Below are 26,996 nucleotides of genomic sequence, written 5' to 3' on the forward strand. Positions count from 1 at the left end.
GATCCTCTCAATCAGGCCGGTCCAAAGCCAGCCGGTCAGGTCAGTCCAACCGGCAGGCTTCGCTTGGATTCATAGACGTTCGGCCGGGAGATCTGGCCGGCTACCGGGACGTCATGAGGCGCCATATCGGACCCGCCGCCGGCAGGCTCGTCGCGTCCGGCCGGTTCAGAACGTTCCGGGCCATGGAGACGGCTGTCGTGCTGTTTCAGGACCCCGCCCTCAGAACGGGGCGGAACCAGATCCACCTTTGCGAGGTCGATGCCGCCAGCTTCAGGGGGTTTGGCCGAGAATTGGACGCCCTCACCGACAGCGATGCCCCGGAAGGCGGCTTCGCGGGTGTCTTCGCGGATCTCGCTCCGATGCGCACGATCCCCCGGTAAACCTTCAATGACATAGTGGTGGAGGCCGACCTGAGTCTTGCGCGGCAAGCCGCCGGTTCAAGGAGTTGGTGAGAGCCGCAGAGTGGCCGAGGTGGGTGGTTTCCGGAATGTCAGCTTTCTGACGCGGATCTGGAAAAGCTGCCGCTGCACGGGGCGGACCTCAGCCATCGGCCGTCGTTCGCTGGCTCAGGTGAGGGCTGCGAGCTTCAGCGCATGGTCTCGGATGTCCGGTGGCCATGCCGTCATGCGCGCGGCAAAGCCGTTGGCATCCCCGGCGAAAAGCGCCCGGATCACCTCCTCAAACCCGGGCAGATCGCCAGCCAACGCCGAAAGGAAGCGGTAGGCGGCCTCTCTCGCGGCCTTCATCAGGGTCTGCCTACCATCTGCCCGCCGCGCTTCATCAACGAGGCGCCGCAACGCTTGCGATGCACCTCCTGGCTGGGATGCAAGCCACTCCCACTGACGGGGAAGCAGCGTCACCTCGCGGGCGATGACCCCGAGTTTCGGGCGACCTCGGCTTCTTGGCGCACCATCAGGATCCGTTCGGCCCTCAACGGTGCTCGTAGCGTCTCCCGCATTCGCGAGTTCGGCGAACCGTGCGGTGATGTCCGCCTCTGTTCCGCGCAGATCGAGGTCGATGACGGAGCCCGACCTGTCGTCGAAGGTCAGGATCGGATCGCCTTGTTCCGCCGCCCGCGCTTTCACGGCGAGAGCCACGTCGATCAAGCGACCGCTGGCGAGCCGCTTCACACCCGCGAACGCGGTGAACGTCCTGATTGGGTCTTCAGGCATGGCGCCTCCATCCTCTCCACCTTAGCCGGATCGACCACTTGATGTCAATTTTACCCGGGTGATATTGCGTCACCGGGGTGCCTTCGATAGCGTCGCCGCCAAGCTGTGAGGGCACATGATGAGAATGGAAGACCGAAAGGCGGCCGTGAGCGCCTACAAGAAGCGAGACGTCGACAGCGGCATCTACGCTGTCCACTGCATGGCCTCCGGTGAGGTTTGGGTCGGCGGCGCGCCCGACCTGTCCAAGATCCAGAACCGCCTCTGGTTCACGCTCCGGCAGGGCACGAACACGCACCGTTCGCTCCAGACCGCGTGGAATGCGCATGGAGCCGAGGCGTTCAGCTTCGAGATCGTCGAGCGGTTGGACGCTGAAGAGATCGCGTACGTCCGTGACCGGGTGATGAGGGAGCGCCTTATCCAGTGGGCGGAGCAACTCCGGGCCGTCCGGATATGAGCTCGGAACTTAGGTCAGCCCATGTGGCGGCCAACGGCATCACCCTGGCCTACGACAGCTTCGGCGACGGGGCGGCTGAGACGATCCTCCTGATCGCTGGGCTCGGTACGCAGATGATCCGCTGGACGGACGCCTTCTGCCTTGAGTTGGTGACGCGCGGCTTCCGCGTCGTGCGGTTCGACAACCGGGACACGGGACGCTCAACCCACTTCGCTGAGCATGGCGCGATGGACTTTGCGACCTTGGCCTCGGCGCTCACTGAGGGACGGCGGCCGGAACTCGCCTACACGCTCGACGACATGGCCTCGGACGCGCTCGGTCTGCTCGATGCCCTGTCCATCCGCCGAGCCCACATTGTCGGCCGCTCGATGGGCGGCATGATCGCCCAGATCCTGGCGCGCGAGCACCCGTCTCGTGTGCTCTCGGTCGCCTCAATCATGTCGACCACGGGAAATCCTGACCTGCCGTCGGCAGGGCCTGACGTCATGACGATGTTGATGCGCCCCGCCCCCGATCCCGCCTTGGACGAGGCTGGTTTCCTCGATCACGGCGTTGCCTTCGCGCGGCGCATTGCGGGTACGGCACATCCATTCGACGAAGAGGCCCACCGTGCTCTCCTCTGGGAAGAAGTTCGGCGAGGACGTGCGCCGGGTGGGTTCGGACGCCAGATCGCAGCGGTTGGGTTAGCTGGCGACCGCCGGTCAGGGCTCGCCGCGATCACGGCGCCCACCCTTGTTGTTCATGGGACAGAGGATCCTCTGTTCCCGCCTGCCTGCGGCGAGGACACCGCGGCCGCGATCCCGAATGCGGAGATGATGTTGATCCCCGGGATGGGGCACGATCTGCCGCCATTCCTGTACCGGACCATTGCCGATGCAATCGAGCGAACCGCTTGCCGTTCAAGCATCTCGATTTCGGGACTGTAGAAGGGCCTGCATCCACAGGTTCAAGCGACCGCTTTTAAGAAGGCTGTTGTGCCGTCCCTTTGGCGATGGTGGGTCGATAGCCGGCCGTCCACTTATTTGTCAGATCGGCTTCAGGGCAACGGATTCGTTGTAGCGAATATAATCGCGGAAACCGCGCACAGCCCTGAGCAACCCCCCACAATATCTGCTGCCAGTCATTGCGCCTTCAAATATTCTCATCCCGCTTCGGCATAGGGAGTTCCCGCTGCCGCGCCCGCGGCGGCTTGGAAACCACGATCGATCAGACGAAGAAAGACGCGTCCGGCAGCCGCGGCGTCGCCGGGCGTTTCAGCCACCTTGTACCCTTCGAAGAAGGCGACGCTCCACGTCGCCACGAGCAAGCCCGCCACCAGATGCGCGTCGGGATCGTCCGCGGGTCGATCAACCGCCTCTGCCATCATCTCTGCCAAAACGCGCGTGAACTCGCTGCACATCTGGCGGGCGCGCGCCTTCAGCGCCTCGCTGGCCAGTGCCGTCGCCACGAAGCTCAGCGACGCACCGAAAAGCGGGAGGAGAGGGTTCCGGTCCTCGATACAACGATGAGCGAGCAAGCGCAGTGCCGTGACCGGGCTTGCTCCCTCATCCCGCCCGTGGATGGCCGCGGCCACCATTCCGCGTACCTCATCCTCACGATCGAAGAACATGTCCTCCTTGCGAGGGAAGTGATTGAATACAGTCATGCGGCCGACATCGGCGGCCTCCGCGATCTCGTCGACCGTCACCCGGTCGAAGCCGTGCTCCATGAACAGACGCGTGGCTGCATCGGAGATGGCTTGGCGCGTCGCCAGCCGCTTCCGGGTGCGCCTGTCCAGCATGGGGCTTGCCTGATCCTGCACGTCTATATATACTCAGTATATTTTCATATCGAGATCATTCTGAGGTGGCGGCATGCCAGCGTCAACCGTGATATCCGGTGCGTCCTCCACCGAAACGCAAGCCGCACTCGTCAGCGGCGCGAGCTTCGCCGGCTTGGCCACAGCATTCTGGCTGAACCAGCTTGGATACCGCGTCACGGTAGTTGAGGTCGCACCGGGTCTGCGGCGCGGCGGGACGCCCGTCGACATCGAGGGCGAGACAATCGCAATCCTGACACGCATGGGCTTGATGGACGCTGTTAGCGCTCGAACGCTTCCCCCTCGACGCTTCGCCTTCAAGGATGCGGAAAACGCAACGCTGGGCGATATGGCCCACCACCCAGACGATGAGGGGGGGGCCGCGCTACGAGATCCACCGCGACGACCTGTTGGATGTTCTGTGCGGCGCGATCGAGGGGGATGTGGAACTGCGGTTCAACCGTTCGATCGTGGCGATTGAAGAGCGTCCGGAGGCGGTGTCGGCGACGTTCAGCGACGGCAGTCAGCACGAATTCGCACTGATATGTGGTTGCGATGGAAACCGCTCCAATACGCGCAGACTGGTGTTCGGCGACGGTGAGCAGTTCGCCCATTTCATGGGCGGATATTTCTACCTCAAAGTCGTGCCAGACACCGGACTGCTCGAACCGAACAGCTCGGAGCTTTTTGCCGTTCCTGGGCGGATGGCGATGCTGACCGGCTATGACGATCGCACGGATATTGGCTTCGGGTTTCGCACAGCCGGCGAGATCGAATACGACTACCGGAACAAGGATCAGCAACGTCGCCTGATCAGGAAAAATTTTTCCGGTCTGAAGTGGAAAGTACCGGATATGCTCGCTCGTATGGGCGAGGACAACGACTTCTATTTTGATCGTATCAGCCAGATCAGGATGCCGACGTGGTCTCACGGGCGCATCGTTCTTGTCGGCGACGCAGGCTATTGCGTGTCCCCGTTCGCAGGCCTCGGTGGCTCGATGGCCATCATCGGCGCGGGAAGGCTGGCCGACGCCCTGGCGCGGCATCCGGACAACCATGCCGCCGCATTTCAGGATTATGAGGAAGGGCTACGGCCGTTCGTTGAGCAAGTACAAGAACGGGCCGCGATCGACAGCATACAGATGCTATTTCCCGGCGACGATGGCGAAATGGCAGAGCGAGATCGTAAGCTGGCCATCGGTGACATCGGCGTTTGACGGCCGCTTTGGAGAAGCTCCGACGGCAGTCCCACTGGCCCAGTTGGGTCGCATGCGGGCCGTCCGCTCGGGGTCGAAACCGGCTGCCCCTAACCCGGCAAACTGGCCCGAAGGCCATACTTCAGGGCAGACCACTCCAGTGGGGGCGGATCACCCTGGCGCGGTCTGTCGGACGAGACCCAAGACCGGATCGGCGTCGTCGCCACCGATATGGTGTTTCAAGCCTTCGTGTCCGGCGACGCCTTCGGCCCGAAGGATCAGCCGGTGCCGGGCCGTAGCAAGCGGGCGCAGACGATCCGCGGCGAGGCGAGCGATGCTTCCTGCCACCGGCTGACCGAGCTGCACACTGTCATTGAGGACGTGCTGCCGGTCCTGTTCGGCTCAGCCGGCCAGAACCCAGAATGGGCGGTGGCGATGGGTGCGAAGCGATGAGCCTACGCGGCCGCCAGGATGACGCGACACCTCTACCGGCGGCTCGGTTCGAGATCAGCCCCCGGCGCGGCCTGCGCCGCGAAGAATCGGCCCGCTACGTCGGCGTCAGCCCCTCGAAATTCGACGAGATGGTCCGGGACGGCCGAATGCCGAAGCCGAAACGGATCGACGGGTGCGTGGTCTGGGACCTCCGGCGTCTCGACTTGGCGTGGGACGCTCTCGGCGGCGATGATGCAGGCCACAACCCGTGGGACTGAACTCCGTGGTCAGCATCGATCTGCCGTTCGTCGTCGCCGACACCGATCGACACGGCAACGTCCGGTACTACTTCCGCAGACGGCCTGAGAAGAAGGTGCGCCTCCATGGCAAGCCCGGCTCCGCCGAGTTCCAGAAGGCCTACGAGGCAGCTCGCGACCGGGCGTCTGAGGTCACGCCGGCGAAGGGCGGCCGCCCGGCCGCTGGCTCGTTCATCGACGTGTCGCAGCGCTACATCGCAAGCCCGACCTTCAAGAAGCTCGATGCCTCGACACAGGGCTGGCAGAAGCGCGCACTGAACGAGATCGCCGCCAGCGACAAGGGCACGGCATCGGTCGCGCTGATGCAGCCGCGCCATGTGCGGCGCCTGCGCGACGAGAAGGCCGAGACACCGGCCGCCGCCAACACGATGCTCAAGGCGCTCCGGGCCATGTTCCAATGGGCCATGGAGGAGGACATCGTTGACGCAGATCCAACGCGGGATGTGAAGCGCGCTCAGTACGTCACCAAAGGGCACCACACCTGGACACTGGACGAGGTCGACCAGTTTGAGCGTCGGCACCCGCTCGGCTCGAAGCCACGGCTAGCCTTCGCGCTACTGCTCTACACGGCCTGCCGGCGCGAGGACGCGACGCGCCTTGGCCCTCAGCACATCCGCGATGGCCGCCTGCGCTACATCCAGGCCAAGAACGAGCACCGCAAGCCCATCTCGGTCGACGTGCCGGTGTTTCCCGATCTGGCCGAGGCGATCGCCGCCCTGCCCTCCTCGCACCTGACCTTCCTAGTCACGGACTACGGCAAGCCGTTCTCGGTGGCGGGATTCGGCAACCGCTTCCGCGAGTGGTGCGATCAGGCCGGGCTCCCGCACTGCTCGGCACACGGCCTGCGAAAAGCGACAGCGGCGCGACTCGCCGAGCGCGGGTGCACGCCGCACGAGATCATGGCGGTCACGGGCCATCAGACGCTGGAAGAGGTGGAGCGGTACACTCGCGAGGCCCAGCGTGCGGGGCTCGCCGACAGTGCCTGGAAGCGCTTCGCCGCGGGGCGTCGTGGTCCCACCGCGGAGGCGGGTGAAGGTCCCACTTCCGGTAAACCACTGGCAGAGATGAATAAAAATGCGCCGGTGGCGCTCCCAAGGGGAATCGAACCCCTGTTTTCGCCGTGAGAGGGCGACGTCCTAGACCGCTAGACGATGGGAGCTTTCCGGCGGCGCGGGGCTGCTATAGCCACCACTCGGCGGGGGAGCAAGTGCCTTCGTCAGGAAATCCGCCGCGGCGGGTCAGATCGGGGGCGAATAGCGGTCGTGGTGGACAACGTGCAGGACGAGCGGGCCGGGATCGTGGCCGAGGGAGGCGTGCGGCTCGACCGGGCGCTGGTCGCGCTGTTCCCGGATCTATCCCGGGCTCGGCTGCAGGATCTGATCCGCACCGGCAGGGTTCAGCGGGACGGTCTCCCGGCGCTCGACCCGGCCGCCAAGGTCGCCGCGGGCGCGCGCATCGTGCTCACGGTGCCCCCGGCAGCCCCGGCGGAGCCGGTGGCCGAGGCCGCGGATCTGCCGATCGTCCACGAGGACGACGACCTGATCGTCATCGACAAGCCCGCCGGCCTCGTGGTCCATCCCGCCCCGGGCCACGAGAGCGGCACGCTGGTCAACGCCCTGATCGCCCATTGCGGGGCCAGCCTGTCGGGCATCGGCGGCGTCCGCCGGCCCGGCATCGTCCACCGCCTCGACAAGGACACGAGCGGCCTGATCGTCGTCGCCAAGAACGACGTGGCCCACCAGGGCCTCACCGCCCAGTTCGCCGATCACGGCCGGTCCGGACCGCTGGAACGCGCCTACGCCGCCGTGGTCTGGGGCCTGCCCCAGCCGCGGGCCGGGACGATCCAGGCAAGCCTCGCGCGGTCGCGCTTCCACCGGGAGAAGATCGCCGTCGTCTCGGACGCGAGCGGGCGCCACGCCGTCACCCACTACGCCGTAGCCGAGGCGTATCGCGAGGCCGCCCTCGTAAGGTGCCGCCTGGAGACGGGCCGCACCCACCAGATTCGCGTGCATCTCGCCCATCGCGGACACCCCCTGCTCGGGGACACGGTCTACGGCGGCGCCTTCCGGACCAAGGCGGCCCGCCTGACGCCGGAGGCCCGCGCCGCCCTCGCGGCGCTCGGGCGCCAGGCACTCCACGCGGAACTGCTCGGCTTCAGCCACCCGCGGACCGGCGCGACGCTGCGGTTCGAGAGCCCGCTACCGCCCGATATGGCCGCGCTGGTGCAGGCGCTGAGGGCGGAAGAGGACGGGCCGCCGCGCCCGTAACCGCCGCGTCGCGGCGTGCGAAAGATCACGCCGTACCGCGTCACATCGTGACATGGTACGACCAAAATCGCCGGTGGCGCGTTGTTGACGACGTGGGTGTCATCGACCGCGACCGGCTCCCCGGCGTCCCGTACGAGATGGGGGGCCGGCAGGGTCGGCTCAAGAGCGGCCCGAGTGGACGGCACTGTTGTCCGTCGCGTCCGCCCGACAGGGGGACATAAGGTCCAGGAGAATGCCATGGCCGGTACGCTGCCCGTGCTCGCCAACGAAGGTGGCCTCTCGCGCTACCTCGACGAGATTCGCAAGTTCCCGATGCTGGAGCCGTCGGAAGAGTTCACGCTGGCGAAGGCCTGGCGCGACGCCGGCGACCGCGAGGCCGCGCACCGGCTCGTGACGTCGCACCTGCGCCTGGTCGCCAAGATCGCCATGGGCTACCGCGGCTACGGCCTGCCGATCGGCGAAGTCGTGTCGGAGGGCAATGTCGGCCTCATGCAGGCGGTCAAGCGCTTCGATCCCGACAAGGGCTTCCGTCTGGCCACCTACGCGATGTGGTGGATCAAGGCGGCGATCCAGGAATACATCCTGCGCTCGTGGTCGCTCGTGAAGATGGGCACGACCGCGAACCAGAAGAAGCTGTTCTTCAACCTGCGCAAGGCGAAGGGCAAGATCTCGGCCCTCGACGAGGGTGACCTCAAGCCCGATCAGGTGAAGCAGATCGCCACCCGTCTCGGCGTGCCCGAGCAGGACGTGATCGACATGAACCGGCGCCTGTCCGGCGACACGTCGCTCAACGCGCCCCTGCGCGAGGAGGGCGAGGGCGAGTGGCAGGACTGGCTCGTGGACAACAGCCCGAGCCAGGAGACCGTGCTGGCGCGGGAGCAGGAGGGTCAGAACCGCCTCTCCGCGCTCAAGGACGCCCTCGGTGTGCTCAATCCGCGCGAGCGCCGCATCTTCGAGGCCCGGCGCCTCGCCGAGGACCCGATCACCCTGGAGGATCTCTCCGGCGAGTTCGGCGTGTCCCGCGAACGCGTCCGGCAGATCGAGGTCCGCGCCTTCGAGAAGGTGCAGGAAGCGGTCAAGCGCAACATCGCGAGCCGCGAGCTGCCCCGGACCGGCATCGAGGCCCGCTGAGCCGCGCGCCCGGCGAGCGACGCGCCGGGCCCGCCGGTTCGGGTCGGGGCTCGGACGGCGGGTGCCGTCGAGCGATCACTGCCAGGCGTCGAAGGCGTTCTGCATCACCTGGGCGCCGGCGGCGCCCTTCTCGAAGGTCAGGACCGCCCGGCGGCCGGACGTGTAGCGCAGGGCGATGTCGAACCAGTTCCGGTGGAGGAGCAGGTCGGTGTTGCGCTCGACGTCGTTCTGCAGCGACGACAGGCCGATCAGGAACAGGTTGTCGCGTACCCGAACCGGCAGGCCCGAGACCGGCGAGCCGCGGGCGCTCTGCTCGTCCTTGGCCTGGAGCAACCCGACATCTTGGACGGTTCTGGACGCGGCGTTGCTGCCGCTCTGGCTGAAGGCCAAGCTCACCGTGTGGGAGGCCGGCAGGGTCGCGTCGAGATTGCGCTGGATGGTCATCACCAGCGTCAGGCCGGCATCCGGGATGGTCACGGTGGCGACGACGGCGTTCTGGACCGGCTGCCCCTGATCCCCGTTGACGGTCTCGAGCCGCCACGTCACCCGCCCCGGCGTCACGGTCGGCTGACCGCCCTCGGCCCCCGTCGCCTCCTCGACGAGTTCCGCCCTCTGCGCGACCGCGACGCCCGCGTCGGCCGGCGCGGGCGTGGCCGCGGCCCGTGCCGGCGCACCGTTCTCGACGCGCGTCGGGGCCTTGGGGGCCGGGGCGGCGTCGCCGCCGACCCGGTCGCCGAACTTGGTCTCGCCTTCCGGCTGCTGCGTGTCCGCGGTCTCCGTGCCGCTCGACGGCAGGTTCTGCGGCCGGTCGCGCAGCAGGAAGGCCGCGACGGCGATCAGGCCGATCACCACAGCCAGGACACCGCCCACGAAGACGTTGCGCAGCACGCGCGACCGACCGGTGCGCGGGGGGACCACCTCGATCCGCGGACGCTGACGCCCGCCCGCGCCCTCGGCCGCCTCGGCGTCAGGGTCCTCGACGGCGGGCACCTCGGCGCCGGACGTCTCGGCGCCGGACGTCTCGGCGACCAGCGGGGCCGTGTCGGGCGCGGCCGTCTGCGGCGTGCCCGGACGGGGCGGCGCGATCGGGATCGGTGCCTCGCGCGGCCCGTCCGCGGCCTCCCGATCCCCGTCGCGGGCCGCCACCGCGAACGGCAGCTTCGCCGACGGGAGGATGGGCGCCAGCGCGGGACCGGATCCCGGCTCCGGCGGGGACGGCTCCGGGATCTCCGGCTCCGTCGCCGCGGGGACGATCGGCTCTGGGATGGCGGGCTCTGGCGCGGCGGGTGCGGGCACGGCCGGTGCTGATGGCGGCGCCGAAACCGTGGCCGGAGCGGGCGCCCCGGGCGCCTGCGCGGCATCGTTGGCGGGGGCCGGGAGGCCGCCGTGATCGACCTCGAGCCGCTCGATCGCGGCGTCGAGCGCCCGACGCTCGAGATCGATATCGGCCTCCGACAGCGGCGGATCGAGGGAGCGCAGCTGGCTGATCAGGGCGTTGCGCGCGCGGTCGTAGACCGCCTTGCGCAGGGCGGGCGTTCGGTCCGGCAGCGCGTCGAGCGCGCGCGCCAGAAGCGGGTAGTAATCGGCCATGATACTCTGGTCCGCCCCTTCGGCCGCCGTCCGGCAAAGCCGGTCGGAGGCCGGGGACCGAGGTCCGCGCCCGCCCGACAGGTCCGGTCGCGGCCGTCGGCCGGTTTGTCGTATCCCGCCGCGCGGGATCAGGGCCCGCGCGCCGGTTGCCTTCGAGACGGCGGGCGGATCGCGATACGGACCGCCCGGCCGCCAGCCCGTTCTAGATCAAGCCCGCGCGGACTGGATACAGGCAGGGCCGCCGAAAACACGCGTCGTCAACGGGATAGCGCGCGAAGGGTCAATCCTCGAACGGGTTGTGCATGAGGATCGTGTCGTCGCGCTCGGGCGAGGTCGACAGCAGCGCCACCGGCGCCCCGATCAGCTCCTCGATCCGGCGCACGTACTTGATCGCCTGCGCGGGCAGATCCGCCCAGGACCGGGCCCCCGCGGTCGTCTCCGACCAGCCCGGGATCACCTCGTAGACCGGCTCGATCCGGGCCTGCGCGGCCTGGCTCGCCGGCAGATGGTCGATCGGCTGGCCGTCCAGCAGGTAGCCGGTGCAGACGCGGATCTCTTCGAAGCCGTCGAGGATGTCGAGCTTGGTCAGCGCGATGCCGTGGATGCCGGAGGTCCGGACCGTCTGGCGCACCAGCACGGCGTCGAACCAGCCGCAGCGGCGCTTGCGCCCGGTATTGACGCCGAACTCGCGCCCGCGGCTGCCGATGGTCTCGCCGATCTCGTCGAACAGCTCGGTGGGGAACGGTCCCTCGCCGACGCGGGTCGTGTACGCCTTGGCGATGCCCAGGACGTAGCCGATCGCGCCCGGGCCGAGGCCCGAGCCCGTCGCCGCCTGCGCGGCAACGATATTGGAGGAGGTCACGAACGGGTAAGTGCCGTGGTCGACGTCGAGCAGCGCGCCCTGCGCGCCCTCGAACAGGATGCGCTTGCCGGCCCGGCGCTCCTCGTCGAGCAGCGACCACACGGTGTCGGCGAAGGGCAGGATCTTCGGCGCGATCGCCTTCAGCTCGGTCAGCAGCGCCTCGGCGTTGACCTCGTCGATCCCGAGGCCGCGCCGAAGGGCGTTGTGGTGGGTCAGCACGCGCTCGATCTTGGCCGGCAGCGCGTCGGGGTCGGCGAGGTCGACGACCCGGATCGCGCGGCGGCCGACCTTGTCCTCGTAGGCCGGCCCGATGCCGCGCTTGGTCGTGCCGATCTTCAGTCCGGCATTGGCCGTCTCGCGGAAATGATCCAGCTCGCGGTGGAGGGGAAGGATCAGCGTCGCGTTGTCGGCGATCCGCAGGGAGGACGGCGAGACGTCCACGCCCTGCGCCTTGATCCGCTCGATCTCGTCGATCAGGTGCCAGGGATCGACCACGACACCGTTGCCGATGACCGAGAGCTTGCCGCCGCGGACGACGCCCGACGGCAGCAGCGCCAGCTTGTAGGTCACGCCGTCGATGACGAGCGTGTGGCCGGCGTTATGGCCGCCCTGGAAACGGACCACGATGTCGGCCTGCTCGGAGAGCCAGTCGACGATCTTGCCCTTGCCCTCGTCGCCCCACTGGGCGCCCACAACGACGACGTTGGCCATGCCTGCCTGCTTACCCGCGACGGAAACCGGGACGGCGCCGCCCACGGGTGCAGGCAACGTACGTCGTGAGCCGTTTCCGCGATCCGGGCAACGAAATCAAGCAAGGGGCCGCATGTTCGGACCGCATGGCGGTCGGCCGGAGCCGGTCACGACCGGCTTACTTGGCCTCGGTACCGGGGTCGCGACCGGGCAGTTCGTGCGGCTTGATCACCGGCATGGAGCCGGACTGATCGGGCTTCACCACAGTGCCGGTCGTGCCGGAATCCGGCGGCTTGATCACGCCGTCGTTCTTCTGGAGCTTGTCGCTGAGCGACTGGTCCTGCGGCGGCGCGTCCGCGTTCGGGCGAACGCGCTCGGGCGGCGCCGGGGCCGGACTGGTCGTCTGGGCGCCGGCGGGTACTGCCGCGACGGTCGCCGCCAAGGTCGTCGCGAGGGCGGCGAGCAGGGTCTTGTTCGGCACGAGGGCCTCCCCGGTTCGAGACACGAATTCGGGGAGGAACAGTCGGAGACGGGATCCGTTCCTGTCCGCGATCGGGTCCGACGTCCCGTCCTGTGGACCGGATCCGGCGGCCTCAACCCTGGCGGGCGGCCTCGATGTAGAGCTCGCGCAGGCGCCGGGTCAGCGCGCCCGGCCGCCCCTCGCCGATTGACCGCCCGTCGATCTCGACGACCGGCATCACGAAGGCGGAGGCGCTGGTGTAGAAGGCCTCCTGGGCCGCGTAGACCTCGTCCACCGGGATCAGCCGCTCCTCGATGCGCAGGTCGGCCTCCTGCGCGAGGCGCAACACCGAGGCCCGGGTGATGCCCGGCAGGAGCGCCGTGGAGAGCGGCCGGGTCACGAGCACGCGGTCGCGGCCGATGATGAACGCGGTCGAGGAGGAGCCCTCGGTGACCGCGCCGTCCTCGACCATCCAGGCCTCAGCGACGCCGGCCTCGGCCGCCTGCTGCTTGGCGAGCACCTGCGCCAGCAGGGCCACCGACTTGATGTCCCGCCGCTTCCAGCGCAGGTCCTCGACGGTGATCACCCGGGCGCCGCTCTCGGCGAGCGGGTTGGCGAGCACGGTCTTGGCCTGCGTGAACATCACCACGGTGGGCTCGGTGCCGGCCTTAGGGAAGGCGAAGTCGCGCTCGGCCACCCCGCGGGTCACCTGCATGTAGACGAGCCCCTCGCTGACGCCGTTGCGGGCGACGAGCTCGGTCTGCAGGCGCTCCCAGCCCGCCGCGTCGTGCGGGTTGCGGATGCCGATCTCGCCGAGCGAGCGGTCGAGGCGCGCGAGGTGCGCGGCGTTGTCGACGAGCTTGCCGTCGATGATCGCCGAGACCTCGTAGATGCCGTCGGCGAACAGGAAGCCGCGGTCCATGATCGGCACGCGCGCCTCCTCGTAGGGAAGGAACTGGCCGTTGAGGTAGACGATGCGGGGAGCGGTCACGGGGAGCTGTCCTGTGTTCGGCGCGGGCCCGGAAACGCGGGCCCGCGAGCGCGGGTCGAAGCAGGAATCGTGCGGAGTCTCAGCGGTCGCCGAAGACCCGCCCGAAGATCGTGTCCACGTGCTTGAAGTGGTAGCCGAGATCGAAGCACGCCTCGATCTGCTCGGCCGGGAGCGCCGCGGCGACCTCCGGGTCCGCCTTGAGCAGCGCCAGGAAATCGCCCTCGCCGCGCCAGACCGGCATCGCGTTGCGCTGGACCAGCCGGTAGGAATCCTCGCGGGAGACCCCGGCCTGGGTCAGCGCCAGCAGCACGCGCTGCGAGTGGATCAGGCCGCCGAGCCGGTCGAGGTTCTTCTGCATGTTGGCCGGGTAGACCAGCAGCTTCTCCATCACCCCGGTCATCCGCGCCAGGGCGAAGTCGAGGGTGACGGTGGCGTCGGGGCCGATCATCCGCTCCACCGACGAGTGGGAGATGTCGCGCTCGTGCCAGAGGGCGACGTTCTCCAGGGCCGGGGTGACGTAGCCGCGCACCATCCGGGCGAGGCCCGTGATGTTCTCGGTGAGGACCGGGTTGCGCTTGTGCGGCATCGCCGAGGAGCCCTTCTGGCCCTCGGAGAAGAACTCCTCCGCCTCGAGGACCTCGGTGCGCTGGAGGTGCCGGATCTCGATCGCCAGCCGCTCCAGCGACGAGGCGACGACGCCGAGGGTCGCGAAGAACATCGCGTGCCGGTCGCGTGGGATCACCTGGGTCGAGACCGGCTCGGCGGTCAGGCCCATCTTCTCGGCGACGTACTGCTCCACCCGCGGGTCGATGTTGGCGAACGTGCCGACCGCGCCCGAGATCGCGCAGGTGGCGACCTCCTCGCGGGCCGCGACGAGGCGGCGGCGGTTGCGCTCGAACTCGGCGTAGGCCTGGGCGAGCTTCAGACCGAAGGTGACCGGCTCGGCGTGGATGCCGTGCGACCGGCCGATGGTCGGGGTGAGCTTGTGCTCCAGGGCCCGGGTCTTCAGGGCGGAGAGCAGCGAGTCGACGTCGGCGATCAGGATATCGGCGGCCCGCACCAATTGCACGTTGAGGCAGGTGTCGAGCACGTCCGAAGAGGTCATGCCCTGGTGGACGAAGCGCGCCTCGGGACCGACGATCTCGGCGAGGTGGGTCAGGAAGGCGATGACGTCGTGCTTCGTCACCGCCTCGATCGCGTCGATGCGGGCGACGTCGAAGACCGCGTCCTTGCCCTTGGTCCAGATCGTCTCGGCCGCCGCCTTCGGCACGACACCGATCTCGGCGAGCGCCGTGGTGGCGTGGGCCTCGATCTCGAACCAGATCCGGAAGCGGCTCTCGGGCGACCAGATCGCCGTCATCGCGGGGCGGCTATAGCGGGGGATCATGGGGGCCTCGGCACGGTCCGGATTGCGTGCGTGGCCGGTAGCATGCGCCGGGCCGGCCGCTCAATGCGCATCGGGCATGCCGGGACGGCAACCGACGTGAAACGCGCGCCGCACCGGGCTCAGTCGATCCGCACCCAGCCCTGGCCCATCAGCCGTTCCTGCGGCCGGAAGCGGGACTTGTAGTCCATCTTGCGCGAGCCCTCGACCCAGTAGCCGAGATAGAGGTAGGGCAGCCCGAGCGCGCGAGCCCGGCGGATGTGGTCGAGAATCATGAAGGTCCCGGGCGAGCGCGCGGCCTCCGCGGGATCGTAGAACGAGTAGACCATCGACAGGCCGTCCGAGAGGACGTCCGTCAGGCAGAACGCGAGCGGCGGTCCGGAGCCGCGGCCGGTGATCGCCGTGTCCGGCCCGTGCCGGCGATACGACACGAGGTGCGTGTCGACGTGGCTGTCCTCGACCATCATGGCGTAGTCGAGCACGGTCATGTCGACCATGCCGCCGTCGCCGTGCCGGGCGTCGAGGTAGCGGCGGAACAGGGCGTACTGCTCGGAGGCGGGCCGGTTCGGCTCCGGCGTACCGACCCAGTCGGCGCTGCGCGCCAGGATGCGCCGCTGGCTGGCGCTCGGCTCGAACTCGTCGACCACCACGCGGACCGAGACGCAGGCCCGGCACGTCTCGCAGGCCGGCCGGTACGCGATGGTCTGCGAGCGGCGGAAACCGCCCTGGGTCAGGATCTCGTTCAGGTCGCGGGCGCGCCGTCCGACCAGGTGGGTGAAGACCTTCCGCTCCTCCTGCCCCGGCAGGTAGGGGCACGGCGAGGGGGCGGTGAGGTAGAATTGCGGTGTGTCGCGCGGGTGGCTGGTCACGCTTCTCACAGACCCTGCGCCGGGTTCATCCTCGCGGCGCCGGCGTGACAGTGTACAGGCGACCGGCCGGGGCTCAATGGCCCGGCCGGTCGCACCGTCAGATTTTCATCAGCGGAATCGCGGCTCAGCGCGCGTGGACGACGGCGAGGCCGAGGAGCAGGTCGTGCCCGAGGCGGCGGTCGGAGCGCATGAGCCCGAACGCGATGTCGACGCACCAGAGCAGGAAGGTCGAGATCGCCACGTAGAACAGCAGCGCGTGGACCGCGGCCGTGATGACGTCGACCCGCGCGCCGCTCTCGGGCGCGACGGTCCGCAGGCCCATCATCCGCTGGCCGATCGTGCTCTGTTTCGGCCCGCCCACCGTGATCGCGCTGTAGATAATGCCGCTCGCCGGAAGGACCGCGAACAGCGTCCAGCCGAGGCCGAAGGTGACCACCCCGATCACGGTGATCGCGAGGGTCAGCAGGGCCGTGAAGCCGAAGATGAACAGGATGTCGAGGAGATAGGCGACCGTCCGGCCACCCAGGCTCGCCCGCACGAACGGGATCGGCAACGCGGTGGCGTAGCCGGGCGCTTCGAAGCGCTGCGCGTATCCGGGTTGTGGGTTCTGCATGGTGTCGCGTCCTGCAAGCGAGGCTGCGGACGTGAAGGTGGGTGCGCACGCCTGATGCCGCAAGGGGATCCGCGAGGAGACGCGGGCGTGGGCGCGCCTCAGCGCCCGGCCGGGTCTCCGGCCGCGGCGTCGGGCGTGTCGAGGTAGAAGCGCTTGAGCATGTAGAGGGACGGGCCCGACAGGGTGCTCGCCTCGGTGGCGAGGGCGACCAGGGTCGTGCCGGCATCGAAGCGGCAGGTCAGCCAGTGCTGCCGGTTCCCGTCGGCGTAGTCGACGCGCACCGAATTCGCCGACGGCCCCGGCGCCGCCCGAAGGAGCCGGATCCCGTCCTGCGGCGCGACCGCCGGGAGCGCCCGGCGGCAGGTGGCGACGCGATCCCGGCGCAGGGTGTCCTGGCAGGCGACGAGCCCCCCGAGGAAGCCGACCACGACCGCGGCCCCGAGGAGCCAGCGGTGCCCGCGCTTCACGGATGGTTGCGCAGGCGCTCCGCGACCCGCGGCGCGTGATAGGTGAGGACGCCGTCGGCGCCGGCCCGCTTGAAGGCGAGGAGCGCCTCGACCATCGCGCGGTCGCCGTCGAGCCAGCCGTTGCGGGCGGCCGCCTCGATCATCGCGTACTCGCCCGACACTTGGTAGGCGAAGGTCGGCACCTGGAACTCGTCCCGCACCCGGCGGATGATGTCGAGATAGGGCAGGCCCGGCTTCACCATCACCGAATCCGCGCCCTCGTCGAGGTCGAGTCGGACCTCGCGCAGGGCCTCGGCCGAGTTGCCGGGATCCATCTGGTAGGTGCGCTTGTCGCCGACCAGCGCCGCCTTGGTGCCGATCGCGTCCCGGAACGGCCCGTAGAAGGCGCTGGCGTATTTCGCCGCGTAGGCCATGATCTGCACGTCGAGGAAGCCGGCCTTGTCGAGGCCCGCGCGGATCGCGCCGACGCGCCCGTCCATCATGTCGGAGGGCGCGATGATGTCGGTCCCGGCCTCGGCCTGGATCAGGCTCTGCTCGACGAGGACCGCGACCGTCTCGTCGTTGAGGATCGCGCCGTCCCGCATCAGGCCGTCGTGGCCGTGGCTCGTGTAGGGATCGAGCGCCACGTCGGTCATGATCCCGATCTCGGGCACGGCCCGCTTCACGGCGCGGACCGCCCGGCAGACGAGGTTGTTGGCGTTCAGCGCCTCCGAGCCGGTCGGGTCGCGCAGCGACACCTCCGTGTAGGGGAAGAACGACACCGCCGGGATGCCGAGCTTCGCGGCGCGCTCCGCGTCGCGGACGATCTCGTCCACCGAGAGGCGCTCGACGCCCGGCATCGAGGCGACCGGCTCGCGGCGGCCCTCGCCGTCGATCACGAACATCGGCCAGATCAGGTCGTCGACCGTCAGGGTGTGCTCGCGGACGAGGCGGCGCGACCAGTCGGCTTTCCGGTTCCGGCGCGGGCGCTGGGTGATCTTCAGACCCTCCACGCGGGCGCCCTCGCGAGCGGCCTCCACGGCGAGAGGGCGCGGCTCTGGCAGGGTGTCTGACATGCGGCTTCGCTACCGTTCGCGCGGACCACGCCGCGGATCGTGCGGCGCCCGTGCGCCGGAGGCGATCGACTACCACACCGGGCCGGCGCAACGAAACCCGACCGTTGACGCCGGACGGCGGAACCGCTTCAACCCGGCGACCCCCGCCCGATCGATCAGGATCCCGGCCCTTCGCCATGAACCGGCCCCCACCATCCGCGAGCGCTCGATAGTGCCCAGCTACTTTCCGATCCGGCGCAGGACGCCGCGGCCGGGCGGCATCCCGAGCGACCGCATCGAGCGGGCCCAGGGCCCCGCGTCCGGCACGTGGGACACAGTGCTGATCTGGTTCATGCGGCTCACGGCCCTCGTCTGGCTGCTGAAGAGCGTCTTCGCCTGGGCGACCATCCTCGACGTCCTGCCGGGCGTGCGCCCCTTCGAGGCCGAGCCGTTCGGCCGCCAATCCGCGATCGTCTACTTCGCGGTGATCGACGCCGCGGCGGCGATCGGATTGTGGCTGACGAGCGCCTGGGGCGGCGTGATCTGGTTGCTCGCCGTCACGTCGGCGATGACGCTCGCTGTCCTGACACCGCAACTCTTGCCGTTATCGGTGCCGCTGCTCGTATTCGGAGGCTGTGTTGTGACGTTGTACTTCCTGCTGTCCTGGCTGGCCGCGCAGGAAGCACGGTGAACGAACCGTTCTTGTCTTCATTCAGTTTGTCTTTACCGCGAAGAGTAAATCGCGAATTCATCCTGTCGCTTAAATCGCCTTTCATTCCCGAGCCCTAGCTTAGCCATCATCAACGGCGCCGCATCCAACGGGTGCCGGATCATCGGATGGCGAGGCAGAGATGAAGACCCAGAACGCCCGAGTCGCGCAGGTCGAGGCCCCCGAGGAAGCCGCCTCCACCAAGGGCTCCTACCTCGAGGCGCTGCACCTCGTGGAGCGGCTGCATCGCCGGCTGCTCGACGTGATCAAGGACGAGTTCGAGCGCCGCGGCCGCGAGGACGTCAACAGCGTCCAGGCGCTGCTCCTGTACAACATCGGCGACAAGGAGCTGACCGCGAGCGAGCTGCGGACCAAGGGCTACTACCTGGGCTCCAACGTCTCGTACAACGTGAAGAAGCTTGTCGAGGCCGGCTATCTCCACCACGCCCGCTCGAAGACCGACCGGCGCTCCGTCCGGATCAGCCTGACCGACAAGGGCCGCCAGGTTCACGAGATCATCCAGGGGCTCTACGACAAGCATGCCCGGACGATCACGCCGATTGGCGGGATCTCGGAGGAGGACTTCATTCGCCTGAACCAGGCCCTCACCCGCCTGGAGCGCTTCTGGACCGATCAGATCCGCTACCGCCTCTGAGGCGCGCCCTCAGAGGTTCAGCAGGCCGATGATCCCGGCGATCACCGCGTAGGCGAAGCCGGCGTTGATGGCGACGCCGAACATCCCGATCACGAGACCGCCCAGCACGACCAGACCGTCGCGCTCGACGAGACCGAGCCCGACCAGGCAGACGGCGAGACCCAGCGGGATCTGACCGACGATGGGCGCGGCCACGATCAGCGCCAGCGCCAGGGCGAGCAGGACGATCCCCATGCCGCGCATGCCGAGCGCGGTCTCGAACACGCTGACGCGGGGGCGCGACCAGCGCTCCAGGCGGCGCAGGATCGGCACCGCGCGGGTGACGGCGCGCCGGACATCCGTTAGGGCGATCGAGCGGCCGAGGAGCATCCGCGGCAGCCACGGCGCCGACATCCCGGCGGCGATCTGGATCGCCACGAGGAGCAGGAGCAGGCCGCAGATCAGCGGGATCGGCGGCGGCATGGGCAGGCAGTTCGGCAGCCCGAGCAGGACCACGAGCAGCGCGAAGGCACGGTCCCGCAGGACCGCGACGATGTCGCCCACGGTGAGGCGCTCGCCCTCCTGGCTCGCCAGCACGGTGAGGACGTCCGACGTTCGTGCACCGGAGGTCAAGGATCTGCCAACCTTCGCTTTCCCGCGGGGGCTCTAGCCGAGAACATCTGGCACGCCAAGCACGGCAGATTCGCGACAGCGCGATGGCGTCCCGCGGGCGGACGCGCGGCGGACGGCCCGCGAAGTCCCGGCCAGCACAGCGCGCGCGCCGACGCACCTTTCCGAAGCAACCTCGTCCCTGCGACCCGAAGATCGGCGCGCGAATCCGACAATTCCGGGGGATCGCGAGCGGATCGCGATGAAACGCGGTTAATTTTCTCTTACCTTCGTCCGTAAACGTCGGAGGCTCGACTGTGCCGAACCAGCGCCCTCGCCCGAAGATCGCTGGACGCGCGCCCGTTCTCGCGGTTCTGCTCGCGGGACAGGCGGCCGTCTCGCACCCCGCCGGCGGCAGCGAGATCGACACGCTGCTGTTCGGCAGCCTCGACGCCGGCGGCGACACCTTCCTGACCGTCGGGGCGAAGGCCGGCCTCACCTCCCTCGCGCAGGACGGGTTCACCGCGCTGGCGAGCGTCGGTGGCGGGCGGCGCGCGGAGTCCGGTCCGGACGGCCCCCGCACGCGCTACACGGTCGCCGCCGCCGCCCTGGCCGGGTACCAGTGGGTCTTCGACTGGGGCGCGGTCGCGGCCTTTGCCGGGCCCGAGATCGCGCGGGAGATGCTGATCGCGGGGCCGCTCTTCGACGCCCTGCCGACGCGCTTCGGGCTCCGGCTCCACGGCGAGGTCTGGGCACGCCCGAGCGAGGCGACGCTGCTCCAGGCGAGCGCCGTCGCGGGGTCGTCCCGCGACAGCCTGTGGGCGCGCCTCGCCTGGGGCTACCGGCTCTGGGAGACCTATCTGGGGCCCGAGGCCGCCCTCTACACGGACGGGACCGGCTACGCGAAGTGGAGCCTCGGCCTGCACGGGACCGACTTCGCCCTCGGCCGGTACAGCTTCCGCGCGTCGGCGGGCCTCCAGTCCGAGAGCGGCCGGGGCCGCGCCTGCCCCTACCTGAGCCTGTCCGTCTGGTCGCCCCTCTGATCGGCGCTCGGCCGGGCTTCGAGGGCGTCGAGGAACGCGGCCGCGTCGCGGCGGATCTCGGCGCGGCGCCTGTCGCCCAGCCCGCGGAGTGTCCGGTACGGCATGGCCATCCGCTGATTGCCCGCCAGCCGGTCCTCGTTCTCGATGAGGAAGTTCCAGTAGAGATAGTTGAACGGGCACGCCTCCGGCCCGGCCTTGACCTTCACGTCGTACGGGCAGGACGCGCAGTAATCGGACATCCGGTCGATATAGGCGCCCGAGGCCGCGTAGGGCTTGGAGCCCATGACGCCGCCGTCGGCCCACAGCACCATGCCGTGGACGTTGGGCAGCTCGACCCACTCGTAGGCGTCCGCGAACACGATCAGGTACCATTCCTCAACCTGAGCCGGGTCGAGGCCGGCGATGAGGGCGAAGTTGCCGGTCACCATCAGGCGCTGGATGTGGTGGGCGTAGGCGTGGGCGCGCGTCTCGGCGACGACCTGCGCGACGCAGTTCAGCGCCGTCTCGCCGGACCAGTAGAACCACGGCAGGTCGCGGCCCGCGCCGAGGGCGTTGCTGTCGCGGTAGGCGGGCATCCGGGCCCAGTAGAGGCCGCGCACGTATTCCCGCCAGCCGAGGATCTGCCGGATGAAGCCCTCGACGCAGTGGAGCGGCGCCGCGCCGTCGCGGTAGGCGCGCTCGGCGGCCCAGCACACCTCCTCGGCGGTGAGCAGCCCGGCGTTGAGGGCGGGCGACAGGAGCGCGTGGTACAGGAACGGCGCGCCGGTCTTCATCGCGTCCTGATAGTCGCCGAAGGTCGGCAGGGCGTCGGCCAGGAAGTGCCGGAGCGCCGCGAGGGCGTCGGCCCGGGTCACCGGCCAGGAGAAGCCGGTGAGATCACCGAAATGGTCGCCGAACTCGGCCTCCACGAGGGCGATGACCGCGCGCGTGACGGAATCGGGCTGGAAGCCGATCCGGTCCGGCGGACGATGCCCCCTGGGCAGGCGCTTGCGGTTCTCGGGGTCGTAGTTCCAGCGGCCGCCCGCGGGCTCGCCGTCGTCCATCAGGAGGCCGGTCCGGCGCCGCATGCCCCGGTAGAAGGTCTCCATCCGCAGATGATGCCGGCCCTCCGCCCAGCGGGCGAAATCCTCCCGCGGGCACAGGAAGCGGTTGTCGGCACGGATCTCGACCGGGATCGCCAGGGTCTCGCGCCAGTCCTGCATCATCTCCCAGACGCGCCACTCGCCCGGCTCGGTCACCACGACCCGCTCCGGCCGGTGGCGCGCCACGGCGCGCTCCAGCTCGCCGGTGAAGCTGCCGGTGTTGCCCGCGTCGGTGAGGCGCACGTACGCGACCGTGATCCCCTCCGCCTCCAGCTCGGCCGCGAAGTGGCGCATGGCGGCGAACAGGAAGGCGATCTTCTGCTTGTGGTGGCGGACATACGTCGCCTCGTCGCGGACCTCGACGATCAGCACGACGTCGCGCTCGGCGTCGAGGTCGACGAGGCTCGACACCCGGCGGGTCAGCTGATCGCCGAGGACGAAGCGCAGGGTTCCGGACGGCGCGGCGCGGCGTTTCCCAGCCATGCCTAGACCTTCCAGTCCGGAGCGGAGCGTTCGCCATCCGCGGCGCGGCCGAACCCTCCGGTCCCGCCGTCGAAGATCACCCGAACCACGCCGTTCCCCCTTGCCACCGCCGCCGGCCCAATCAAGGTAGGCCCGGGGACGCGGCCGGGCAGGCGGCGGACCCGGGCCCTCCACGTGCACAAGGTCGCAGGCGGCAAGCATGAAGTTCGCGTTCGCCGGCATCGACTTCCTCGGCGGGGTCTTCGAGGGTCTGCTGGACGCCGGCTGGACGCCGGTGAAACTGTTCACGCGCCCCTGCGACGGGGTCTACGACCACAACGAGGTCGTCGTCGCCCGCGCCCGGTCCTTGCGGCTGCCGATTCAGCTCTCGCGGATCCGCGAGCGGGACATCGAGGCGCTCCAGGCCGAGCACGGGCGCGACTGGGCACTCGTGGTCGCGGGCTATCCCTGGCTCATCAAGGGCTGGAAGGGCCGCGCCGCCTACGGCCTCAACTTCCACCCCTCCCCGCTCCCGACGGGCCGCGGCCCCTACCCGCTGTTCCGGGCGATCCTCGACCGCTACGAGACCTGGGGCGTCACCGCCCACGTGCTCGCCGACGGGTTCGACACCGGCGATATCCTGGCGCAGGAGATCTTCGCCCTGAGCCCCCGCGAGAGCCACGAGACGCTGCTCGCCAAGTGCCAGATGGCGGCGCGCCGCCTCGCCGCGGGCCCCCTCGGCCGCGACCTGCCCAACCGCTGGCGGCGCTCCGAGCCGCAGGGTGACGGCTCCTACTGGCCGCGCGCGACCGACGCCGACCGGACGCTCGACTTCCGGCAGGACGTCGAGACGGTCCTGCGCCGGGTGCGGGCCTTCGGCACGGTCGAGACGATCGCGCGGCTCGGCGATGCCCGGGTCTACGTGGCGGAGGCGCAGGGGTGGCAGGAGCGCCACGCGCACACGCCCGGAGCGGTGGTGCACCGCCACCGCCGCCACGTCGTGGTGGCGGCCCTCGACGGGTACGTCCAGCTGACCCGCTGGTCGCCGGTTCCCCTCGCGGAGGCCGGGCAGATCGGCCGCTGACCGGCCCGTCCGGGAACCCGAACGCCGACCCCGATGTTTCCGGCGGCCCGGGCACTCCGCCGGGGCCCCACGGGAGTCCGCCATGTCGACCCGCGCCAGCTTCGCCGCAGCCCTCGGTTTCGCCGCGCTGTTCACCGGCTCCGCCCTCGCGCAGGCGGTGATCGTCACGCCCGACGAGTTCGGCCCCGACGACGACGTGGTGGTGCGCGACTACATCGTGCGCCGGCCGGTGGGTCCGGGCCCGATCGTCGGATCGATCCCGCTGCGACCCGGCAGCATCGTGCCGCCCGACGTGCGGCTCGCGCCCTTCACGGAGGCCCCGAACCCGCGGCTGCGCCGCTTCGGCTACTTCGTGGCGCCGGGCGACAAGATCGTGGTCGTCGATCCCGACACCCGCGCGGTGGTTCGCATCCTCGACCGCTGACGGCGGGCGGCGGCGCTCACCAGTCGCTGAGCACCGCGCGCCTCCAGCGGTCGGGCGCGACGCAGCGGTACTCGTAGGCCTCGTCCCAGGCGTGGTCGCCGGGGGTGCAGGGCGCGCGGCTGCTCGCGGGCGGCCGCGGCAGGCTCTCGCGGATGGAAGCGGCCTCGATCTGCCCGTTGTCGCTCACGCGCATGACCGGCCCGGCCGCCGTGCCGTAGACCAGATCGCGCCCGTCGAAGCCGAGGCTGCGGGAGAAGCCGCCCTCGCGGTTGCCGTCGAGCCCGATCGCCTGCCCGGCCGCGAGCAGCATCGGGACGCCGGTGAAGCGCGCGGCGGCGGCGTCGATGCCGATGCCGTAGGTCCCCTCCCCCTGGAACGAGATCGCCCGGTCGGTGATGGAGCCGGTGAGGTTGCCCATCAGGATCCCGTAGCCGGTATGGGCGCCCGGAACGCCGCCGGTGGAGATCTGCAGTCCGACCCGCTGGCGGTTGCGGTCGGTGGTCGGCGACTGCGCCGAGACGTCGATCTCGGCGCCGATGCAGGAGGCGACCGGATCGGCCTCGTCGGTCATGTCGACACAGTTGAAATTGCCGGCCCAGGAGGGCCCGACCGGCCCCAGCCCGTTGGGCTCCTTGAAGATCGTGCCGTTGACCGCGACGTTCTGCGCGCCGGTGCTCGCGAGGGCGTGGTTGTGCAGCTCGCCCGTGATCGTCCACTCGTAGCCGGCATTGTGCGGGCCGGTGGATCCGAGCGCCCAGAGCGCCTTGTAGGTGTGGGTGGCCTCGCCCGACCCCTCCGGCACGTGCCGGTCGACCCGCAGCGTCGAGACCGGATCGAAGCCTTGGGGCCGGTTCCAGAGGAAGACGTGGCCGCCATCGAGGCCCATCACCCCGGTACCCTGCACGCTGCGGGAGAAATTCGGCGGCCACGGCTGCGGTGCGGACGCCGGATCCGTCGCCGGCGCGGCGCGCGGCGGCTGTCCGGGCGCCTCGGCGGCCGCGACCGTCGGAACGCCGATCGCGAAGCACGCCATCAGGGCGGTGCCGGGGCGGATGCGCATGATCGTCTCCGGATATCCTCTCGGCGCGGCCTCGCCCAGGATCGCACTGGCAGAACCCGCCCACAAGACCAGATAGGTTACAGCATCGCATCGGCGACGCCGGCCACGGGCGCCCGCGGATGCGGCACCCGCCGCGCCATGGGAGCGAGCCGATGACCGCCCTGCGATTCCTGCGCAATTGGTTCCTGGTGTCGATCCCGCTCGGCCTCCTGATCGGCCGGTTCATCAAGGCCGGCGAAGGGCCGCCGAGACGAGACCGGCGGTGATTACCGGAGACCGGTCCGATAGACAGGGCGCGACTTGCTATTCTGACGCTCGGATGTCGATCATCAATAACATGTTAGCGAATCCGGCGCATTTTTACTGATATCGCGCCATACCGGCCGACCAGGGCAGGAACTTCGGCCGTGTCCCGCAACGCCAGCACCCCTGCCGCCGTCGCGGAACGCCGGGCGACCGAGCGGAGACCCACCGCCCTGCTGGCCTTCGCCCAGCAACGGGACGGCGCGCGCTATCCCTGCCAGGTCATGAACATCTCCGATCGCGGCGCGATGCTGGAGTTCCTGGGTTCGCAGGCGGTGCTGCTGGAGGACGTGTTCGACCTCGTGCTGGCGAGCGCCGAGATGCGCTACGCGGTCCAGCTCGTCTGGCGGAAGGAGCGGACGGTCGGCGTCCTGTTCTGCGGCGAGGCCGTGTGAGAGGTCGACCCTGCGGGCTCAGACCGCGAGCGTCGCCATCAGCGTGAGCCCGACGGCCGACAGCGCCAGCGCCAGGACCGCGAGGGTGTCGAGGGGTGCGGGCCGGCTCGCCGCGAGCCAGCGACGCTCGGCGAACTTCTCGGCCGCGAACCCGGACAGGACCAGGCCGCAGCCGACGAACGTGACAAGCGCGGACATGGGTCGACCCTTCTTCGCAACGCCGCGCCGTGTGATGCGCCTGACGGGAGTACCCGCGGCGCGGCCATAAAGTTTCACCGCGGCGCGGATACGCGGGCGAAAGCGGCGGCGCGCCGGGAAAGCCGCCGGCGCGCTCCCGCCTCTCCCGGGGACGAAGGGGTTGCAATCCCGCGCGGATCCATCGAGGCGGAAGCCCAGCGTCATCGACGGGATTGTGGCGGGCGGCGGGAGGCCGGAAGCTTTGAAGACGAGCGGCAACGGCGTGGCCGTCGGACACGATGGCTGGCTGTACTGGGTCGGACGCGCCCGCGAGGTCGAAGCCTTCTACGGCGACACCGCGACCTCGCGGCGGATCCTGAAGCGCTGGACGCGGCTCATCGGGCGGCGCGCGCGGCGCCTCGACGACCTCGGGATCCGGCACGTGCACACCGTCGTCCCCGACAAGCTCGCGATCTATCCGGACCTGCTCGGCCGCCCCTTCCCGGGGCTCGACGACCCGCCCGGGGTTCGGCTCGCCCGGCTCGTCGCCGGGGACAGCGGGGCCCCGATGGTCGACCTGCAAGCACCGCTGCTGGCGGCGCGGGCCGAGGAGCCCGTCTACCTGCGGACGGACACGCATTGGACCTACCGCGGCTACCTGACGGCGTACCGCGCGCTTTGCGAGGCCCTGGACGCGCCGGTGGCGGCGCACGTCTTCGCGGGGACCGGCGCGACCGAGTGCTTCACCTTCGACCTCGGCGAGAAGCTCGTCCCGCCGGTCGACGAGGCGTACGTCGCCTACGATTTCGCGCGCCGCGCGGCTCGGATCGACGCGAACGCCCTGGTGGCCGTGCGGGAATCCGGCCGGGCGGTGCGGCCGCGCGGATTGTTCGTCGGATCCCGCGTCGTCCTGAGGAACCCGGAGGCGCCAGATCGGCGCCGCGTGGTGCTGTTCGGCGATTCCTACATCTACAGCCCGGGCGCCCGGCTCACGGCGATGCTGGCGGAGACCTTCGCCGAGGTGCACGCGATCTGGTCGGCGAACATCGACTGGGCCTACGTCGAGGACGTCCGGCCCGACATCGTCGTCTTCGAGATCGCCGAGCGGTTCCTGCGGCAGCTCCCGAACGACCGGATCCGCATCGATCGCTTCGCGGCGGCGCGCGCGCGGCGGGCCGTCCGCCCGACGCTCCGGGAGCGGATCCGGCGCTGGCTGCGCTGAGGCCGGCCGCTTCAGAAAGCGAGAGCCCCGCCGCGGTGGCGGCGGGGCTCTGCTCCCTCAGGTGC

General features: G+C 69.8%; 32 protein-coding genes and 1 tRNA gene. 15 read left to right on the forward strand and 18 right to left on the reverse strand.

The features are described from left to right. Nucleotides 1–35: 35 nt before the first annotated feature. Both C4T42_RS31555 and C4T42_RS22800 read right to left on the reverse strand, forming a co-directional pair. Nucleotides 36–428, reverse strand: coding sequence for a hypothetical protein (locus C4T42_RS31555; protein ID WP_128083336.1), 393 nt, complete (start codon nt 426–428; stop codon nt 36–38). 138 nt (nt 429–566) lie between these two features. Then, nucleotides 567–1,172 (reverse strand): DUF2239 family protein, encoded by a 606-nt coding sequence (locus C4T42_RS22800; protein ID WP_042672030.1) that lies wholly within the window; start codon nt 1,170–1,172, stop codon nt 567–569. A 118-nt stretch (nt 1,173–1,290) separates the two neighbouring features. Here C4T42_RS22800 and C4T42_RS22805 point away from each other — a divergent pair, with 118 nt between their 5' ends. Together C4T42_RS22805 and C4T42_RS22810 are read left to right on the forward strand one after the other, a co-directional pair. Beyond that, nucleotides 1,291–1,626, forward strand: coding sequence for a GIY-YIG nuclease family protein (locus C4T42_RS22805; RefSeq protein WP_026604874.1), 336 nt, complete (start codon nt 1,291–1,293; stop codon nt 1,624–1,626). 23 nt (nt 1,627–1,649) lie between these two features. Beyond that, complete coding sequence (locus tag C4T42_RS22810; protein ID WP_234082256.1) at nt 1,650–2,552, forward strand: alpha/beta hydrolase; 903 nt, start codon at nt 1,650–1,652, stop codon at nt 2,550–2,552. 215 nt (nt 2,553–2,767) lie between these two features. On the opposite strand, the gene C4T42_RS22815 is transcribed toward C4T42_RS22810, so the two are convergent. Then, complete coding sequence (locus C4T42_RS22815) at nt 2,768–3,406, reverse strand: TetR/AcrR family transcriptional regulator (protein WP_042672028.1); 639 nt, start codon at nt 3,404–3,406, stop codon at nt 2,768–2,770. Between the two features lie 386 nt (nt 3,407–3,792). Between C4T42_RS22815 and C4T42_RS22820 the strand changes: the two genes are divergently transcribed. The 3 genes from C4T42_RS22820 (at nt 3,793) to C4T42_RS22830 (ending at nt 5,330) form a co-directional block, all read left to right on the forward strand. After that, complete coding sequence (locus C4T42_RS22820) at nt 3,793–4,641, forward strand: FAD-dependent monooxygenase (protein ID WP_049961871.1); 849 nt, start codon at nt 3,793–3,795, stop codon at nt 4,639–4,641. A gap of 210 nt (nt 4,642–4,851) precedes the next feature. Next, entirely contained in the window at nt 4,852–5,073 is a 222-nt protein-coding gene (locus C4T42_RS22825; RefSeq protein WP_103985900.1) for a hypothetical protein, read from the forward strand. Continuing rightward, the gene (locus C4T42_RS22830) at nt 5,070–5,330 is read left to right on the forward strand and encodes a hypothetical protein (protein ID WP_020092840.1); all 261 of its coding nucleotides are present in this window, start codon (nt 5,070–5,072) and stop codon (nt 5,328–5,330) included. Before C4T42_RS22825 ends, C4T42_RS22830 begins: the two co-directional genes overlap by 4 nt. A 229-nt stretch (nt 5,331–5,559) precedes the next feature. Here the strand turns inward: C4T42_RS22830 and C4T42_RS32485 are convergent, their stop codons facing one another. Beyond that, entirely contained in the window at nt 5,560–5,745 is a 186-nt protein-coding gene (locus C4T42_RS32485) for a hypothetical protein (RefSeq protein ID WP_234082252.1), read from the reverse strand. Nucleotides 5,746–5,773: 28 nt separating this feature from the next. Between C4T42_RS32485 and C4T42_RS32490 the strand changes: the two genes are divergently transcribed. Beyond that, nucleotides 5,774–6,493, forward strand: a complete 720-nt coding sequence (locus tag C4T42_RS32490) for a tyrosine-type recombinase/integrase (RefSeq protein WP_234082963.1) — start codon at nt 5,774–5,776, stop codon at nt 6,491–6,493. Here C4T42_RS32490 and C4T42_RS22840 read toward each other — a convergent pair. Then, nucleotides 6,453–6,528 (reverse strand) — tRNA-Glu (locus tag C4T42_RS22840). The genes C4T42_RS32490 and C4T42_RS22840 overlap by 41 nt on opposite strands. A 103-nt stretch (nt 6,529–6,631) precedes the next feature. On the opposite strand from C4T42_RS22840, the gene C4T42_RS22845 reads away from it, so the two are divergent. Both C4T42_RS22845 and rpoH read left to right on the forward strand, forming a co-directional pair. After that, nucleotides 6,632–7,636 (forward strand): RluA family pseudouridine synthase, encoded by a 1,005-nt coding sequence (locus C4T42_RS22845; protein WP_020092841.1) that lies wholly within the window; start codon nt 6,632–6,634, stop codon nt 7,634–7,636. Nucleotides 7,637–7,873: 237 nt separating this feature from the next. Continuing rightward, complete coding sequence (gene rpoH, locus C4T42_RS22850) at nt 7,874–8,767, forward strand: RNA polymerase sigma factor RpoH (protein ID WP_042672026.1); 894 nt, start codon at nt 7,874–7,876, stop codon at nt 8,765–8,767. A gap of 75 nt (nt 8,768–8,842) precedes the next feature. On the opposite strand, the gene C4T42_RS22855 is transcribed toward rpoH, so the two are convergent. The 9 genes from C4T42_RS22855 to hemB all read right to left on the reverse strand — a co-directional run bounded on the left by C4T42_RS22855 (nt 8,843) and on the right by hemB (nt 17,748). Beyond that, nucleotides 8,843–10,357 carry a histidine kinase gene (locus C4T42_RS22855; protein WP_103985901.1) on the reverse strand — a complete coding sequence of 505 codons (1,515 nt, stop codon included), beginning with the start codon at nt 10,355–10,357 and terminating at the stop codon, nt 8,843–8,845. Nucleotides 10,358–10,637: 280 nt separating this feature from the next. Next, complete coding sequence (locus C4T42_RS22860; protein ID WP_020092844.1) at nt 10,638–11,930, reverse strand: adenylosuccinate synthase; 1,293 nt, start codon at nt 11,928–11,930, stop codon at nt 10,638–10,640. A 157-nt stretch (nt 11,931–12,087) separates the two neighbouring features. Then, the gene (locus tag C4T42_RS22865) at nt 12,088–12,390 is read right to left on the reverse strand and encodes a hypothetical protein (RefSeq protein ID WP_020092845.1); all 303 of its coding nucleotides are present in this window, start codon (nt 12,388–12,390) and stop codon (nt 12,088–12,090) included. A 112-nt stretch (nt 12,391–12,502) separates the two neighbouring features. Continuing rightward, complete coding sequence (locus C4T42_RS22870; RefSeq protein ID WP_103985902.1) at nt 12,503–13,360, reverse strand: D-amino-acid transaminase; 858 nt, start codon at nt 13,358–13,360, stop codon at nt 12,503–12,505. Between the two features lie 79 nt (nt 13,361–13,439). Further along, on the reverse strand, nt 13,440–14,747 hold the full coding sequence (gene purB, locus C4T42_RS22875) for an adenylosuccinate lyase (RefSeq protein ID WP_026604876.1): 1,308 nt from the start codon (nt 14,745–14,747) through the stop codon (nt 13,440–13,442). A gap of 119 nt (nt 14,748–14,866) precedes the next feature. Beyond that, complete coding sequence (locus tag C4T42_RS22880) at nt 14,867–15,613, reverse strand: arginyltransferase (protein WP_020092848.1); 747 nt, start codon at nt 15,611–15,613, stop codon at nt 14,867–14,869. Between the two features lie 124 nt (nt 15,614–15,737). Continuing rightward, nucleotides 15,738–16,226 carry an RDD family protein gene (locus C4T42_RS22885; protein ID WP_042672022.1) on the reverse strand — a complete coding sequence of 163 codons (489 nt, stop codon included), beginning with the start codon at nt 16,224–16,226 and terminating at the stop codon, nt 15,738–15,740. Nucleotides 16,227–16,324: 98 nt separating this feature from the next. After that, nucleotides 16,325–16,693, reverse strand: a complete 369-nt coding sequence (locus tag C4T42_RS22890) for a hypothetical protein (RefSeq protein ID WP_020092850.1) — start codon at nt 16,691–16,693, stop codon at nt 16,325–16,327. Beyond that, complete coding sequence (hemB, locus tag C4T42_RS22895) at nt 16,690–17,748, reverse strand: porphobilinogen synthase (RefSeq protein ID WP_026604877.1); 1,059 nt, start codon at nt 17,746–17,748, stop codon at nt 16,690–16,692. Before hemB ends, C4T42_RS22890 begins: the two co-directional genes overlap by 4 nt. 259 nt (nt 17,749–18,007) lie before the next feature. Between hemB and C4T42_RS32880 the strand changes: the two genes are divergently transcribed. After that, nucleotides 18,008–18,418, forward strand: a complete 411-nt coding sequence (locus C4T42_RS32880; protein ID WP_042672025.1) for a DUF6163 family protein — start codon at nt 18,008–18,010, stop codon at nt 18,416–18,418. A gap of 160 nt (nt 18,419–18,578) precedes the next feature. Beyond that, nucleotides 18,579–19,091 (forward strand): winged helix DNA-binding protein, encoded by a 513-nt coding sequence (locus C4T42_RS22905; protein ID WP_020092854.1) that lies wholly within the window; start codon nt 18,579–18,581, stop codon nt 19,089–19,091. A 9-nt stretch (nt 19,092–19,100) separates the two neighbouring features. On the opposite strand, the gene C4T42_RS22910 is transcribed toward C4T42_RS22905, so the two are convergent. Continuing rightward, nucleotides 19,101–19,703 (reverse strand): exopolysaccharide biosynthesis protein, encoded by a 603-nt coding sequence (locus C4T42_RS22910; protein ID WP_267965786.1) that lies wholly within the window; start codon nt 19,701–19,703, stop codon nt 19,101–19,103. A gap of 293 nt (nt 19,704–19,996) precedes the next feature. Between C4T42_RS22910 and bcsS the strand changes: the two genes are divergently transcribed. Next, nucleotides 19,997–20,722 (forward strand): cellulose biosynthesis protein BcsS, encoded by a 726-nt coding sequence (gene bcsS / locus C4T42_RS22915; protein ID WP_020092856.1) that lies wholly within the window; start codon nt 19,997–19,999, stop codon nt 20,720–20,722. On the opposite strand, the gene C4T42_RS22920 is transcribed toward bcsS, so the two are convergent. Further along, nucleotides 20,689–22,287, reverse strand: a complete 1,599-nt coding sequence (locus C4T42_RS22920) for a cryptochrome/photolyase family protein (protein WP_020092857.1) — start codon at nt 22,285–22,287, stop codon at nt 20,689–20,691. The two genes, bcsS and C4T42_RS22920, sit on opposite strands and share 34 nt — an antisense overlap. Before the next feature lie 199 nt (nt 22,288–22,486). Here C4T42_RS22920 and C4T42_RS22925 point away from each other — a divergent pair, with 199 nt between their 5' ends. Beyond that, complete coding sequence (locus C4T42_RS22925) at nt 22,487–23,350, forward strand: formyltransferase family protein (protein ID WP_042672019.1); 864 nt, start codon at nt 22,487–22,489, stop codon at nt 23,348–23,350. 82 nt (nt 23,351–23,432) lie between these two features. Next, on the forward strand, nt 23,433–23,774 hold the full coding sequence (locus tag C4T42_RS22930; protein ID WP_042672018.1) for a hypothetical protein: 342 nt from the start codon (nt 23,433–23,435) through the stop codon (nt 23,772–23,774). A gap of 16 nt (nt 23,775–23,790) precedes the next feature. Here the strand turns inward: C4T42_RS22930 and C4T42_RS22935 are convergent, their stop codons facing one another. Further along, a complete protein-coding gene (locus C4T42_RS22935; protein ID WP_042672017.1) occupies nt 23,791–24,834 on the reverse strand; it encodes a hypothetical protein in 1,044 nt (347 codons plus the stop codon). A gap of 407 nt (nt 24,835–25,241) precedes the next feature. On the opposite strand from C4T42_RS22935, the gene C4T42_RS22940 reads away from it, so the two are divergent. Further along, on the forward strand, nt 25,242–25,532 hold the full coding sequence (locus tag C4T42_RS22940; RefSeq protein WP_020092862.1) for a PilZ domain-containing protein: 291 nt from the start codon (nt 25,242–25,244) through the stop codon (nt 25,530–25,532). 18 nt (nt 25,533–25,550) lie between these two features. Here C4T42_RS22940 and C4T42_RS22945 read toward each other — a convergent pair whose 3' ends face one another. After that, the gene (locus tag C4T42_RS22945) at nt 25,551–25,730 is read right to left on the reverse strand and encodes a hypothetical protein (protein WP_103985903.1); all 180 of its coding nucleotides are present in this window, start codon (nt 25,728–25,730) and stop codon (nt 25,551–25,553) included. Nucleotides 25,731–25,992: 262 nt separating this feature from the next. On the opposite strand from C4T42_RS22945, the gene C4T42_RS22950 reads away from it, so the two are divergent. Continuing rightward, nucleotides 25,993–26,931 (forward strand): hypothetical protein, encoded by a 939-nt coding sequence (locus C4T42_RS22950; protein WP_244603260.1) that lies wholly within the window; start codon nt 25,993–25,995, stop codon nt 26,929–26,931. Nucleotides 26,932–26,996: the final 65 nt, after the last annotated feature.

The organism is Methylobacterium sp. 190mf (assembly GCF_900107945.1).
Taxonomy (GTDB): Bacteria; Pseudomonadota; Alphaproteobacteria; order Rhizobiales; family Beijerinckiaceae; genus Methylobacterium.

Excerpts from the sequence above, each read along its gene's own strand:
- C4T42_RS22860 (WP_020092844.1), bottom strand. The coding sequence starts at position 11,930 with ATGGCCAACGTCGTCGTTGTGGGCGCCCAGTGGGGCGACGAGGGCAAG.
- C4T42_RS22885 (WP_042672022.1), bottom strand. The coding sequence starts at position 16,226 with ATGCAGAACCCACAACCCGGATACGCGCAGCGCTTCGAAGCGCCCGGC.
- rpoH (WP_042672026.1), top strand. The coding sequence starts at position 7,874 with ATGGCCGGTACGCTGCCCGTGCTCGCCAACGAAGGTGGCCTCTCGCGC.
- purB (WP_026604876.1), bottom strand. The coding sequence starts at position 14,747 with ATGATCCCCCGCTATAGCCGCCCCGCGATGACGGCGATCTGGTCGCCC.
- C4T42_RS32490 (WP_234082963.1), top strand. The coding sequence starts at position 5,774 with ATGGAGGAGGACATCGTTGACGCAGATCCAACGCGGGATGTGAAGCGC.
- C4T42_RS22925 (WP_042672019.1), top strand. The coding sequence starts at position 22,487 with ATGAAGTTCGCGTTCGCCGGCATCGACTTCCTCGGCGGGGTCTTCGAG.
- C4T42_RS22905 (WP_020092854.1), top strand. The coding sequence starts at position 18,579 with ATGAAGACCCAGAACGCCCGAGTCGCGCAGGTCGAGGCCCCCGAGGAA.
- C4T42_RS22855 (WP_103985901.1), bottom strand. The coding sequence starts at position 10,357 with ATGGCCGATTACTACCCGCTTCTGGCGCGCGCGCTCGACGCGCTGCCG.
- C4T42_RS22945 (WP_103985903.1), bottom strand. The coding sequence starts at position 25,730 with ATGTCCGCGCTTGTCACGTTCGTCGGCTGCGGCCTGGTCCTGTCCGGG.
- C4T42_RS22920 (WP_020092857.1), bottom strand. The coding sequence starts at position 22,287 with ATGGCTGGGAAACGCCGCGCCGCGCCGTCCGGAACCCTGCGCTTCGTC.
- C4T42_RS22800 (WP_042672030.1), bottom strand. The coding sequence starts at position 1,172 with ATGCCTGAAGACCCAATCAGGACGTTCACCGCGTTCGCGGGTGTGAAG.
- C4T42_RS22830 (WP_020092840.1), top strand. The coding sequence starts at position 5,070 with ATGAGCCTACGCGGCCGCCAGGATGACGCGACACCTCTACCGGCGGCT.
- C4T42_RS22935 (WP_042672017.1), bottom strand. The coding sequence starts at position 24,834 with ATGCGCATCCGCCCCGGCACCGCCCTGATGGCGTGCTTCGCGATCGGC.
- C4T42_RS22820 (WP_049961871.1), top strand. The coding sequence starts at position 3,793 with ATGAGGGGGGGGCCGCGCTACGAGATCCACCGCGACGACCTGTTGGAT.
- hemB (WP_026604877.1), bottom strand. The coding sequence starts at position 17,748 with ATGTCAGACACCCTGCCAGAGCCGCGCCCTCTCGCCGTGGAGGCCGCT.
- C4T42_RS22815 (WP_042672028.1), bottom strand. The coding sequence starts at position 3,406 with ATGCTGGACAGGCGCACCCGGAAGCGGCTGGCGACGCGCCAAGCCATC.
- C4T42_RS22930 (WP_042672018.1), top strand. The coding sequence starts at position 23,433 with ATGTCGACCCGCGCCAGCTTCGCCGCAGCCCTCGGTTTCGCCGCGCTG.
- C4T42_RS22805 (WP_026604874.1), top strand. The coding sequence starts at position 1,291 with ATGAGAATGGAAGACCGAAAGGCGGCCGTGAGCGCCTACAAGAAGCGA.
- C4T42_RS22825 (WP_103985900.1), top strand. The coding sequence starts at position 4,852 with ATGGTGTTTCAAGCCTTCGTGTCCGGCGACGCCTTCGGCCCGAAGGAT.